Raw genomic sequence first — 12,042 nt, forward strand, 5'->3', positions numbered from 1 at the left:
GTCCCGCCGATATCAAAGCGACGCGGAGACCGTGGAGAAGGAGGCGGATGATGGTGCAGGAGTGGCACATGGCGGCCAATATCGGGGCCGGGCTGGGGCTGGGCTCGGTGATCGGGCTGGAGCGTCAGTGGCGGGCCCGGATGGCGGGGCTGCGGACGAACGCCCTCGTCGCCGCCGGGTCCGCGCTCTTCGTGCTCCTCTCCACGTACGGCTTCTCCGACGCCACCAGCACCACGGGCTACGACGGTTCCCGGGTGGCGGCGCAGATCGTCTCGGGCATCGGTTTCCTCGGCGCGGGCGTCATCATGCGCGACGGCCTGCGGGTGCGCGGGCTGAACACGGCCGCCACCCTGTGGTGTTCGGCCGCCGTCGGCGCGCTCGCCGGCACCGGGCTGTACGTGATCGCGATCCTCGGCACGGCCGGCGTCGTCGCCGCCAACACCCTGCTGCGGCCGCTCGCCCGGCGGCTGGACCGGGAGCCGCGCGGCGGGGCGGAGGTGGCGACCGACTACCACTTCGAGGTCGTCTGCACCGAACCCGAGGAGGCGCACGTCCGCACCCTCGTCGTCCAGGCCGTCGGCCGCCCCGGCTTCCGGCTGCGCTCGGTGCACAGCCGCGACGCGGAGGACGTCGGGAAGGTCACCGTCTCCGCCGAACTGACCACCGAGCGCCGCGACGACAGCCTCCTGGAGGAGGCCGTCAGCCGGCTCTCCCTCGAACCGGCGGTCTCGGCGGTCAGCTGGACCGTCCTGAACGCCTCCGACGAGGAGTCGGAGGGCGACGGGGACGACGACGACTACAGCCCGGCCGGACGGGCCCGGCGGCGGGTGCGGAACCTGTTCACGGGCCGGTGACCCGCTTCACGGACCCGCTTCACGGACCCGCTTCACGGGGCGGTGACCCGCGGCGGGTCCTCCCGGCCGGTCGTGCGGCGGAACGTGAACGGGCAGTGCGGGCCGCCGTGCCCGATGGTCGTCGGCCGCTCGAAGGCGAAGCCGTGCCGCTCCGGGTCGACGGCGTCGCTCCAGTTGGCGTCGAAGGCGCAGAGCACCGGCGTCAGCCGCCCGGCGCCGTTCGCCTCCAGCACCTGGTGGTAGAAGCAGCGGTCCACCTGGGCGATGTGCTCCCGGTCGTCGTCCCGGGGGTGGCTGAAGGCGAAGGCGGGCCCGAAGTAGTCGCGTTCGCGCCGCCGGCTGAACTCCACCATCAGCGCGAACGGGTCCGGCGCGGCGTCGAGCGCGGCGGCGACCCCGGCCAGCATCTCCGCCCGGAGCGGTTCGACGAACGCCCGCTCCAGGAGCGGCAGCAGCTCCGCGTCGGGGAGCCCGGGGGAAAGTTCCCGGTACGCGGCCAGGACGGCGAGGGAGACGGCCAGGTTGTGCCGGGACGGCTCGTCCTCGGCCAGGTGCCGCTGGTCGGTGCGGAGGCGCTCGTACCGGTCGCGGAGGCGGGAGGTGAGGCCGTCCGGGACGGAGTGGTGTTCCGCGAGCGCGGTGAAGAACGCCTCGATGGCGAGGTGGGTCTGGTCCACCGGATCGGTGGTGGTGGTCTCGGAGGAGTGATCAGTCACGGGGACTCCCGGTGGTCGGGCCTCTCCCGGACCGGCGGCACACGACCGTGCGGTACGCGTGACGGCCGGACCCGGCGCGAGGCGGGCCGGCCGGCGCACCCACCAACCACCATGGCGCCGGCTTGACGTGTTCAGTTGACGGCTCATGATGGTGGATCGCGGGACGGGCGTCAAACGGTTCGACTCACGGGTTCGACTCAAGGGTTCGGCTTAACGGTTCGACGTGCCGGGCCCCGCCCACCACACTGTTCCCATGCGCATACGCCCTCCCCACCCCGCCGAACTCCCGCTCCTCCAGGACGTCGAACGGGCCGCGGGCGAGCGGTTCCGCGAGGTCGGCATGGCGGAGATCGCCGCGGACGAGCCGCTTCCGCTCGACGAACTGGAGGAGTACCGCCGGGCCGGGCGGGCTTGGGTCGCCACGGCGGAGGCCGGGGGACGGGACGTGGCCGGAAGCCCGCCGGCCGTCGTCGCGTACCTGCTCGCCGACCGGGTCGACGGCAACCTCCACGTCGAGCAGGTCTCCGTCCACCCCGCCGCCGCCCGCCGGGGCGTCGGACGGGCCCTGCTGGAGCACCTCGCGTCCGCCGCCCGCGCGGCGGGGGTCCCCGCGCTGACCCTGACCACGTTCGCGGACGTCCCCTGGAACGCGCCCTACTACGAGCGCTGCGGCTTCCGCCGGCTGGCCGACGACGAGATCACCCCGGAACTCCGGGCGGTCCGGGAGCGGGAGGCCGCGCACGGGCTGGACCGGTGGCCGCGGGTGTGCATGCGCCGGGAGGTGTGACAGGTACGACACCGCCGTCCCGCGTCGTCACCGGTGCGACGCGTACGCCGGGCGCGCGGGCCGCCCGGCGCGCCCCCTGCGGCGGGGCACCTGTGCCACCTCGTCGGTGGCTCGTGCCTCCATCGGGTGAACGGGCGGCCGTACCGCGCCGGGCGGCCCCGCAAGCCAGTAGGAAAGGCACATGCCGCCCAGAACGACACCCACCGAGCGCCAGAAGAGGCTGGGGAGCGAGCTGCGCAAAATGCGCACCGCGGCCGGGGTTTCCACCGACTACGCAGCCCGCCTGCTCGGCGTCGACCGTACGAAGATCTCCCACATGGAGTCCGGGACGCGCGTCGTCTCACCGGAGAGGCTGCGCATCCTCGCCTGCAACTACGCGTGTTCCGACGAGCGGTACATCGAGGCCCTCGCCGACATGGCCACCGACCGCAAACAGGGCTGGTGGGAGCGGTACCGGGCGGACCTGCCGCCCGGCATGCTCGACATCGCGGAACTGGAGTGGCACGCGGAACGGGTCCTGACCTCCCAGGTCATGCACCTCCCCGGGCTCCTCCAGACCGAGGACTACGCCCGCTCGATCTTCGCGGCGGTGCTGCCGCCGCCGAGCCGGCTGGAGGTGGAGCTCCGGGTGGCCTTCCGGATGGAACGGGCCCGCGTCCTGCGCGGCGACCGGCCGCTGGACTACGTCGGGTACATCCACGAGACCGCGCTGCGCACCCGCTTCGGCGGCCGGGACGTGACCCGGCGCCAACTGGAGTACCTGGCCGAGGTGTCCGAACTGGACCACGTCGTCCTCCGGGTCGTCCCGGTCTCCAGCGGCGCCTTCCCGGGCGCCGGGCACTCGCTGCTCTACGCGGAGGGGCCGGTCCGGCAACTGGACACGGCGCAGCTGGATTCCGAACTGGGGCCGCTCTTCTGGCACGCGGAGCTGCAGTTGACGAAGTGCCGGGCGCAGCTCGCGTGGATGGAGAACGCGGCTCTGGACCGGGAGGAGTCCCGGGCTCTGATCCGCGCGGTGGCGCGGGAGCTTTGAGGGTCCCCGGCCCCTCCCCTTCTCCGCCGGACGGGCTGTTCTTCCGCCCGACCGGCGTCTCACCCCCTACACCCCGACGTCGCGGCTCCGCAGATCCTCGAGCGTCTCCCGGCGGACGACGAGCCGCGCCCGCCCTCCCGACACCGCCGCCACGGGCGGGCGGCCGACGTGGTTGTAGGCGGAGGCCATGGACAGGTGGTAGGCGCCCGCCGCCGGGACCGCCAGGAGGTCGCCCGGGCGCAGATCGGCGGGGAGGGCGACGTCCTCGGCCAGCACGTCACCGGCCTCGCAGTGCCGCCCGACCACCGTCACGGCACGGGCCGGTGCCAAGGAGGAACGGTTCGCCAAGTGGACGGTGTAGCGGGCACCGTAGAGGGCGGGCCGGGGGTTGTCGCTCATCCCGCCGTCGACGGCGACGAAGGTGCGCCCGCCCGTCGTCTTGACGGCCAGCACCCGGTAGAGCGCGACCCCGGCGGGTCCCGCGATCCAGCGGCCCGGCTCGACCGTCAGCCGGGGGACGGGGAGTTCGGCGTGGGCGCAGCGCAGGGCGAGTTCCGCGGTGACGCGGTCGGCGTACGCGGCGGGGTCCACGGCTGGGTCGCCGGGGCGGTAGGCGATGCCGAAGCCGCCGCCCAGGTCCAGCTCGGGAAGGGTGACGCCGTGCCGGTCGCGCAGCCGGGCGAGCAACTCGACGAGCTTCCGGACGGCGGTCGTGTACGGGTCGGTGGAGGTGATCTGCGAACCGAGGTGGCAGTGCAGGCCGACGAGTTCGAGCCGGGGCTGGCCGAGGACGCGCACCACCGCCTCCTCGGCCTCGCCGCCCGCGATCGGCAGCCCGAACTTCTGCCCCTCCACCCCCGTCCGTACCGCCGCGTGCGCCCCCGCCGCCACTCCGGGGACGACCCGCAGCAGCACCCGCTGCCTCGTCCCGGCGGGTATGAGCGCGGCCAGCCGGGCGATCTCGCCCGCGCTGTCCAGGACGATCCGGCCGACACCGAACCGGAGCGCGGCGCGCAGGTCGGCGGGGCTCTTGGCGTTGCCGTGCAGGACGACGCGCTCGGCCGGGAAACCGGCGTGCACGGCGAGGTCCAGCTCCCCGGCGGAGCAGACGTCGAGGTCCAGCCCCTCCTCGTCGATCCAGCGGACCATGGCGCGGCAGAGGAACGCCTTGCCGGCGTAGGCGATCCCGGCGCCGGGGAGCGCGGCGCGCCAGGCGCGCGCCCGGGCGCGGACCTCGTCCTCGTCGAGGACGTACGCCGGGGTGCCGAAACGGTCGGCCAGTTCGGCCAGCGGGACCCCGCCGAGCGCCACCTCGCCGGAGGGCAGGGTACGCGCGGAGGCCGGCCACAGGGGGGCCGGGCCGACGGCTTCCGGGGCGCTGGGGGCCGCCGGGGGTGTGGACGCTGCGGGGGTCGCTGCAGTCGCGGGGGTCGCGGGGCTTGCGGGGGCGATGGGCACGGGAGTTCCTTCGACGGGATGGCGGGTTGGGTGGGGAGGCGGGGACGGGGTACCGGGACGGTGCTCGGTTTGGGTCCCTGGCCGTGCCTGGCCGGGCCCGGCCGTATATGGCCCGGCCGGGCCCGGCCGTACGCGGGGTGAGCCGCGCCCGAGCCGGACCGCTCACGCCGCGTACTCACCGGGTCCGGACCCGGCCCCGCGCCCGCCGTTCGCGAACGACCGGGCTCAGCCCGGGAGCGTGGGCAGCAAAGCCGTCGGCGACGGGCCGTCAGGTGAGCGGATGACCGCCGGGGCGGTGAGTTGCGGGTCCACGGAGACGAGGGTGACGCCGAGGGGCGCGGCGAGCGACCGTACGGCCGGCAGGGCCAGCCGGACGGTCGGCTGGTGCGGGCCGAGGCACGCGGTGAGCCGGGCGCGGGTGGTGAAGGCGACGGCCGTCCGGCCCCCGAGCGGCGTACGGAAGACGCGGAGCGCGAAGCCGACGGGACAGGGCCGGACGGGCACGTACAGCACCGGGACCGCGGGCGGGGGCGCCGGGAGGACGGACGTGGAGGTGTGACCGGCGGGGGTGGGAGCGGGGGAGGGGGCGGGAGTGGTGGAGGCCGGGAGCGGCGCTCCGCCGGGATGGGAGGGGTCGTCGGAGGACTCCCCGCCGTCGGCCACCGGGCTGTGGGCGGCCGTCACGGCGGCCACCACGGCCGCTACCGCGGCGGCTTCGGCGGGAGTTCGGTTTACACGCATGACAGTCCTCGGGAAGGATGAGAGGAAAGTGAACCGGGGGTGAGCGAGGTGGGGCAGGGACAGTGCGCCCGAGCCGGCGGCCGGGGCGCCGCGCTGCCCACGGTATGCCCGGCCGGACGCCGGACGACCGTTTCCTTGACAGCCTGTTGACCCGCCACACGGGAGCCTTGACGGCCCGTTGACGCAAAAGACGCGAGACCGGCGCGTTCACCGGGCCCGGGACGGCCTCCGACGTCGGATCACCCGGCGCGCGACCGACCGCCGTGAACCCGTGCGCCGGGTGTGCGCCCCTCCCGTGCGCCGGGTCCCACTACCACTCTGCCATGAGCGGGCAAAGAATTCGGAAGGACTAGTGCGGGGACGGCCGTCCCCCGCGAACCCCGGCGGGAACCCCCTGTTCGCGCGGCGCGGACAGTCCCGCCCGGGGCTGGCGGGTCTTCGATCACCGACGCACGATGCTCACCTGCGGATCGACGGCTCGCGCGGCAACTGGAGGAACACGTGGCGGCAGAGAAGGCGGCAGAGGACAGGGCGGGAACCCCGGCCGGAGCGGCGACGGGTCCGTCGTCGGGAGCACCGACCGGTACGCCGGCCGGATCGGCGACCGGCTTCGAAACCTTCCGGGCGGCGCGGGACTTCCTGCTCGCCCACCGGGAGGACTACCGCGCCGCGTACGACGGCTTCGTCTGGCCCCGGCCCGCGGAGTTCAACTGGGCGCTCGACTGGTTCGACCCGCTCGCCCGGGGGAACGACGCGACCGCCCTGTGGATCGTGGAGGAGGACGGCGGCGAGACCAAGCTGTCCTTCGACGCCCTGCGCCGCCGCTCCGACCGCACCGCCCGCCGGCTGCGCGCCCGCGGTGTCCGCGCCGGCGACCGGATCGTCGTCATGCTCGGCAACCAGGCAGAGCTGTGGGAGACCATGCTCGCCGCGATGAAGCTGCGCGCCGTCGTCATCCCCGCCACCCCGCTGCTCGGCCCCGCCGATCTCGCCGACCGGATCGGCCGCGGCCGGGCCCGGCACGTCGTCGTCCGGACCGCCGACACCGGCAAGTTCGCCGAGGTGCCGGGCGACTACACCCGGATCGCCGTCGGCGGCACCCCGCCGCCCGGCTGGCTCCCGTACGAGGACGGAACGGCGGAGGGGAGCGACGAGCGCGACGGGAGCGACGAGCGCTTCGTCCCCGACGGGCCCACCCCCGCCGACGCCCCCCTCCTCCTGTACTTCACCTCCGGCACCACCGCCCGCCCCAAGCTCGTCGAGCACACCCACGCCTCTTACCCCATCGGCCACTTGTCCACGATGTACTGGATCGGGCTGCGCCCCGGCGACGTGCACCTCAACATCTCCTCGCCCGGCTGGGCCAAACACGCCTGGTCCAACTTCTTCGCGCCCTGGAACGCCGGAGCGACCGTCTTCGTCGTCAACTACACCCGCTTCGACCCGGCCCGCCTGATGGCCGAGATGGACCGCTGCGGGGTGACGAGCTTCTGCGCCCCGCCCACCGTGTGGCGCATGCTCATCCAGGCCGACCTGAGCGCCCTGCGCACCCCGCCGCGTGAGGTGGTGGCGGCGGGCGAGCCGCTCAACCCGGAGGTCATCGAGGCCGTCCGGCGCGCCTGGGGCGTCACGATCCGGGACGGGTTCGGGCAGACGGAGACGTCCGTGCAGGTCGCCAACCCACCCGGGCAGCCGCTGAAAACGGGTTCCATGGGCCGTCCGAGCCCCGGCTTCACCGTCGTCCTGCTCGACCCGGTCACCGGTGAGCCGGCCGACGAGGGGGAGATCTGCCTCGATCTCACGGGCGACCCCGCCAGTCGGCCCGTCGGCCTGATGACCGGCTACGCCGGCGACCCCGAGCGCACCGCCGGGGCGATGGCCGGCGGCTACTACCGCACCGGCGACATCGGCTCCCGGGACGAAGACGGATACATCACCTACATCGGGCGCGCGGACGACGTGTTCAAGTCCAGCGACTACAAGATCTCGCCGTTCGAGCTGGAGAGCGCGCTGCTGGAGCACGAGGCCGTCGCGGAGGCCGCCGTCGTGCCCGCGCCCGATCCGCTGCGGCTCTCCGTGCCCAAGGCGTACGTCGTCCTCGCCGAGGGCTGGGAGCCGGGGCCGGACACCGCGAAGGCGCTGTTCGCCCACTCGCGCGCCGTCCTCGCGCCGTACAAACGCATCCGCCGGCTGGAGTTCGCCGAGCTGCCCAAGACCGTGTCCGGCAAGATCCGCCGCATCGAGCTGCGCGAACGCACCGCGCAGGGCGGCGGTACCGAATTCAGAGAGGAAGACCACCGGTGAGCACACCCTCGTACGCGGGCGGCCCCGTCGACACCCCCCTGCTTCGAGAGACCATCGGCACCAGCCTCACCCGTTCCGTCGCCCTCTTCGGCGACCGGGAGGCGCTCGTCGACGTCCAGGGCGGACGGCGGTGGACCTACGCGGCGTTCGGGCGCGCCGTGGAGGAGGTCGCGCTGGGGCTGCTCGCCAAGGGGGTGGCCCAGGGCGACCGGGTCGGCATCTGGGCCGTCAACTGCCCGGAGTGGATGATCGTCCAGTACGCGACCGCCCGCATCGGCGCGATCATGGTCAACATCAACCCGGCCTACCGGGTGCACGAACTCTCCTACGTCCTGCGGCAGTCCGGGGTGTCGGTGCTGGTCTCGGCCACCGCCTACAAGACGAGCGACTACCGGCGCATGGTCGAGCAGGTCCGCGGGGACTGCCCGGCGCTGCGCGACGTCGTCTACCTGGACGACTCGACGTGGACGGGCCTGGTCCGGCTCGGCGCCGGGACGCCCCGCGAGCGGCTCGCCGAACGCGAGGCCGCGCTGCGCCCCGAGGACCCCGTCAACATCCAGTACACCTCGGGCACCACCGGCTTCGCCAAGGGCGCCACCCTCTCCCACCGCAACATCCTCAACAACGGCTATTTCGTGGGCGAGACGCTGGGCTACACGGAAGAGGACCGGATCGCCCTGCCGGTCCCCTTCTACCACTGCTTCGGCATGGTCATGGGCAACCTCGCGGCCACCACCCACGGCGCCTGCGTCGTCATCCCCGCGCCCGTCTTCGACCCCACCGCCACCCTGCACGCCGTCGAACGCGAGCGGTGCACCTCGCTGTACGGCGTCCCCACGATGTTCATCGCCGAACTCGACCTGCCGGACTTCGCCACCTACGACCTGTCCTCGCTGCGCACCGGCATCATGGCGGGCTCGCCGTGCCCCGCCGAGGTGATGAAGCGGGTCGTCGCCGAGATGCACATGGAGGAGGTCACGATCTGCTACGGCATGACCGAGACCTCCCCGGTCTCCACCCAGACCCGGCGCGAGGACGACCTGGACCGCCGGACGGGCACGGTCGGCCGGGTGCTCCCGCACATCGAGGTGAAGATCGTCGATCCCGAGACCGGCGCCACCGTCCCCCGCGGGGAGCACGGCGAGTTGTGCACCCGCGGCTACTCGGTGATGCTCGGTTACTGGAACGAGCCCGAGCGGACGGCCGAGGCGATCGACGCCGACCGCTGGATGCACACCGGCGACCTCGCGGTGATGGACGAGGAGGGGTACGTCCGGATCGTCGGCCGCAGCAAGGACATGATCATCCGGGGCGGGGAGAACGTCTACCCGCGCGAGATCGAGGAGTTCCTGCACACCCACCCCAAGATCGCCGACGTCCAGGTCATCGGGGTGCCCGACGACCGGATGGGCGAGGAGATCATGGCCTGCGTCATCCTCCACGACGACGCGGGCGGCCTCAGCCGCGACGAACTGGCCCGCTACTGCCGCGGCCGGCTCGCCCACTACAAGGTGCCCCGCTATCTGCGGGTCATGGAGAGCTTCCCGATGACGGTGAGCGGGAAGGTGCGGAAGGTGGAGCTGAGGGAAGAGGCGGTGGCGCTGCTGGAGGGAGCGGGGGTGCGGTAAGGGGCCCCGGTCCCGCCCTTTCACCGTTTCTTGCGGGGGCAAGCCCCCCCGCACCCCCTGAAACCGCGCTCCGCGCGGTTGTCCTCAAACTCCCCCAGAGGGGGTGCCCCCAACGGGCTGATATTCAGCCCGTTGGGGGTGCCCCCTCTGGGGGAGTTTGAGGACGAGCGGCGAAGCCGCGAAAGGGGGGTCTGGGGGCGCAGCCCCCAGGAAACGGTGAAAGGGCGGGACCGGGGCACCCCTACGCGGCGGCCGTGCGCACGAGCATCTTGCCCGTGTTCCGGCCCGCCAGCATGCCGAGGAACGCCTCCACGACCCCGTCGAACCCCTCCACGACCGTCTCGTCCCGCACCACCCGCCCGGCCGCGATGTGCGGGACGAGGAACTCCTCCCACTCCGCCTGCGCGTCCCCGTGCTCGCGGACGAGGAAGCCCTCCAGGCGGATGCTCTTCTCGACGATGTCGTAGAGGTTGCGGGGCGCGGCCGGCGGCTCGGCGCTGTTGTACTGGGCCACCGCCCCGCACCAGGCGATCCGTCCGTGGGGGCGCATCGAGGCGATGGCCGCCTCCAGGTGGTCGCCCCCGACGTTGTCCAGGTAGACGTCGATGCCGTCCGGGGCCGCCTTCGCCAACTGCTCGGCCACGGGCCCGTCGTGGTAGTCGAAGGCGGCGTCGAACCCCAGGACGTCCACGAGATGGGCGACCTTGGCGGCCGAACCCGCGCTGCCGATCACGCGGCCGGCCCCCAGGAGCCGGGCCAGTTGCCCCGCGGTGCTGCCCACCCCGCCGGCCGCCGCGGAGATGAACACGGTGTCCCCCGGCCGCACCCCCGCCACCCGCGTCAGTCCGACGTACGCGCTGAGGCCCGTCCCGCCCAGCAGCCCGAGCCAGGCGCTCAGCGGCACGTCCTCGTGGTGCGGCAGCGCCCGGGCGCCCTCCGCCGTGCTCACCAGCGCGTGCGTCCGCCAGCCCTTGCGGTGGAAGACCAGGTCGCCGACGGCCAGCGCCGGATCGCGGGACTCCACCACCCGCCCGACCGCCCGGCCCTCCAGCGGCGCGTTCAGCTCCCACACGGAGTCCATCGCCTCCCGCATGTACGGATCGACGGACAGCAGGAGGTTCTCCACCAGCGCCGAGCCGGGCTCCACCGCGGGGAGCGGCTCCTCGACGAAGGCGAAGTGCTCGGCGGTGGGCATGCCCTGCGGACGGGCGGTCTGGTGGACGGCGCGGAAGGTGCGGGTGCCGCTGGTAAGCGTGTCGGTGCTGGTCATGGGAGGACCGTAGGCCGGAGGTCGGTGCGGGACCCAGCCCCTGGCGTCGATGGACCGGGGGCTTCCATGAATCCGGTTCATGGACGTAGATTTCCCCGATGCCGCAGAACGAGACCGCCGTCCCGGGGACCGCCTCCTCGAGGACCGCCTCCCCGGGGAAGCCCCCCGAGATCACCTTCCCCGAGCTCCGCGTCCTCGCCGCCGTGGACGCGGCGGGCAGCTTCACCGCCGCCGGAGCCCGGCTGGGGCTGACCCAGTCCGCGGTCTCGCACGCCGTGCGCACCTGTGAACGCAAGCTCGGCGCCGTCCTCTTCGACCGCGGCCGGCACGGCGCACGCCCCACGGAGGCCGGGGCGCGGGCCGTGGCCCGGGCCCGGCGCATCCTGCGGCTGCTGGAGACCATGGGCGCCGAGACCCGCGGGCCGGGCCCGGAAGGGCTCGCCGGACCGCTGCGGATCGCCGCGTTCCGCAGCGCGGCCGCCCAGTTGCTGCCCGGCGCGCTGGCCCGGCTCGCGGTACGGCACCCGGGGCTCGCGCCGGAGGTGCGCATCGTGCGGGAGATCGGGCGCGGTACGGCGGGCGAGGTCGCCGACGGCCGCGCCGACCTGGGCATCGCCACCCTGGACGGCACCCAGCCGCTGCCGCCCGGCCTGGTGGCGGTGCCGCTGATCACCGAGCCCTACTCCCTCGTCCACCCGGCCGGCCATCCGGCGCCGCGCTCCCTGCCGTTGGTCGACTGGGCGGAGAACTGCGGTTCGTACACCCGCGACTGGTGGGCCGGGCAGGACTGGATCCCGCCCGCCACGATCAACGCGGAGGACGACAGCGTCGTCCTCTCGATGGTCGCCCAGGGCCTCGGCATGGCCATCATGCCGTCCCTCGCCCTGGCCATGGCCCCCGCCGGGGTCACCGTCGTGGACCTGGGCCCGACGGGTCCGCGGCGGATCGTCGGCTACGTCACGACCCCGGAGCTGGCGTGCAGCGCGGCGGTCCGCGAGCTGATCCGCGCGCTACGGTCGTGAGCGGGGGGCGCGCCCGCGGGGGTCGCGACCCCGCGCCCGCCGGTACCGCGCCCCCAGCCGGGCCCGCGCCCGTTGACGTTCCGTCCGTCCCGAATGCGCTGACATGACCGGCAATTCCCTCCGTGGGGTGAAGTGCCGGGCGGATCGCTTTGCGCGGTCCGGCGGGTGGGGAGGCTCGGCGCGACGACGAGCGCCCGGGCCGGGCGGCGATCCGAACTCCCGGTCGGGG

10 protein-coding genes are annotated in these 12,042 nt (G+C 73.9%); 6 read left to right on the forward strand and 4 right to left on the reverse strand.

Annotated features, from left to right (window positions below):
- Nucleotides 1-47 precede the first annotated feature (47 nt).
- The gene (locus J7W19_RS25485; RefSeq protein WP_233478174.1) at nt 48-854 is read left to right on the forward strand and encodes an MgtC/SapB family protein; all 807 of its coding nucleotides are present in this window, start codon (nt 48-50) and stop codon (nt 852-854) included.
- 32 nt (nt 855-886) lie between these two features.
- On the opposite strand, the gene J7W19_RS25490 is transcribed toward J7W19_RS25485, so the two are convergent.
- Nucleotides 887-1,570 carry an L-2-amino-thiazoline-4-carboxylic acid hydrolase gene (locus J7W19_RS25490; RefSeq protein WP_004950958.1) on the reverse strand — a complete coding sequence of 228 codons (684 nt, stop codon included), beginning with the start codon at nt 1,568-1,570 and terminating at the stop codon, nt 887-889.
- A gap of 253 nt (nt 1,571-1,823) precedes the next feature.
- Between J7W19_RS25490 and J7W19_RS25495 the strand changes: the two genes are divergently transcribed.
- Together J7W19_RS25495 and J7W19_RS25500 are read left to right on the forward strand one after the other, a co-directional pair.
- Nucleotides 1,824-2,357, forward strand: a complete 534-nt coding sequence (locus J7W19_RS25495) for a GNAT family N-acetyltransferase (protein WP_004950956.1) — start codon at nt 1,824-1,826, stop codon at nt 2,355-2,357.
- Between the two features lie 181 nt (nt 2,358-2,538).
- Nucleotides 2,539-3,390 carry a helix-turn-helix domain-containing protein gene (locus tag J7W19_RS25500; protein WP_040891634.1) on the forward strand — a complete coding sequence of 284 codons (852 nt, stop codon included), beginning with the start codon at nt 2,539-2,541 and terminating at the stop codon, nt 3,388-3,390.
- Between the two features lie 66 nt (nt 3,391-3,456).
- On the opposite strand, the gene lysA is transcribed toward J7W19_RS25500, so the two are convergent.
- Entirely contained in the window at nt 3,457-4,842 is a 1,386-nt protein-coding gene (lysA, locus tag J7W19_RS25505) for a diaminopimelate decarboxylase (RefSeq protein ID WP_106429718.1), read from the reverse strand.
- Nucleotides 4,843-5,073: 231 nt separating this feature from the next.
- Nucleotides 5,074-5,589, reverse strand: a complete 516-nt coding sequence (locus J7W19_RS33865) for an SAV_915 family protein (protein WP_411848846.1) — start codon at nt 5,587-5,589, stop codon at nt 5,074-5,076.
- 639 nt (nt 5,590-6,228) lie between these two features.
- Between J7W19_RS33865 and J7W19_RS25515 the strand changes: the two genes are divergently transcribed.
- A complete protein-coding gene (locus tag J7W19_RS25515; RefSeq protein ID WP_051072705.1) occupies nt 6,229-7,893 on the forward strand; it encodes an AMP-binding protein in 1,665 nt (554 codons plus the stop codon).
- On the forward strand, nt 7,890-9,521 hold the full coding sequence (locus J7W19_RS25520; RefSeq protein WP_004950946.1) for an AMP-binding protein: 1,632 nt from the start codon (nt 7,890-7,892) through the stop codon (nt 9,519-9,521). Before J7W19_RS25515 ends, J7W19_RS25520 begins: the two co-directional genes overlap by 4 nt.
- A 241-nt stretch (nt 9,522-9,762) precedes the next feature.
- On the opposite strand, the gene J7W19_RS25525 is transcribed toward J7W19_RS25520, so the two are convergent.
- A complete protein-coding gene (locus tag J7W19_RS25525) occupies nt 9,763-10,791 on the reverse strand; it encodes an NADP-dependent oxidoreductase (RefSeq protein ID WP_004950945.1) in 1,029 nt (342 codons plus the stop codon).
- A 98-nt stretch (nt 10,792-10,889) separates the two neighbouring features.
- Here J7W19_RS25525 and J7W19_RS25530 point away from each other — a divergent pair, with 98 nt between their 5' ends.
- The gene (locus J7W19_RS25530; RefSeq protein WP_004950942.1) at nt 10,890-11,813 is read left to right on the forward strand and encodes a LysR family transcriptional regulator; all 924 of its coding nucleotides are present in this window, start codon (nt 10,890-10,892) and stop codon (nt 11,811-11,813) included.
- Nucleotides 11,814-12,042 lie beyond the last annotated feature (229 nt).

The organism is Streptomyces mobaraensis NBRC 13819 = DSM 40847, assembly GCF_017916255.1.
Lineage (GTDB): Bacteria > Actinomycetota > Actinomycetes > Streptomycetales > Streptomycetaceae > Streptomyces > Streptomyces mobaraensis.

Bases quoted from the DNA above. Each gene is read 5' to 3' on its own strand.
- J7W19_RS25485 (WP_233478174.1), top strand. From the start codon at position 48: ATGATGGTGCAGGAGTGGCACATGGCGGCCAATATCGGGGCCGGGCTG.
- J7W19_RS25495 (WP_004950956.1), top strand. From the start codon at position 1,824: ATGCGCATACGCCCTCCCCACCCCGCCGAACTCCCGCTCCTCCAGGAC.
- J7W19_RS25500 (WP_040891634.1), top strand. From the start codon at position 2,539: ATGCCGCCCAGAACGACACCCACCGAGCGCCAGAAGAGGCTGGGGAGC.
- J7W19_RS33865 (WP_411848846.1), bottom strand. From the start codon at position 5,589: ATGCGTGTAAACCGAACTCCCGCCGAAGCCGCCGCGGTAGCGGCCGTG.
- J7W19_RS25525 (WP_004950945.1), bottom strand. From the start codon at position 10,791: ATGACCAGCACCGACACGCTTACCAGCGGCACCCGCACCTTCCGCGCC.
- J7W19_RS25530 (WP_004950942.1), top strand. From the start codon at position 10,890: ATGCCGCAGAACGAGACCGCCGTCCCGGGGACCGCCTCCTCGAGGACC.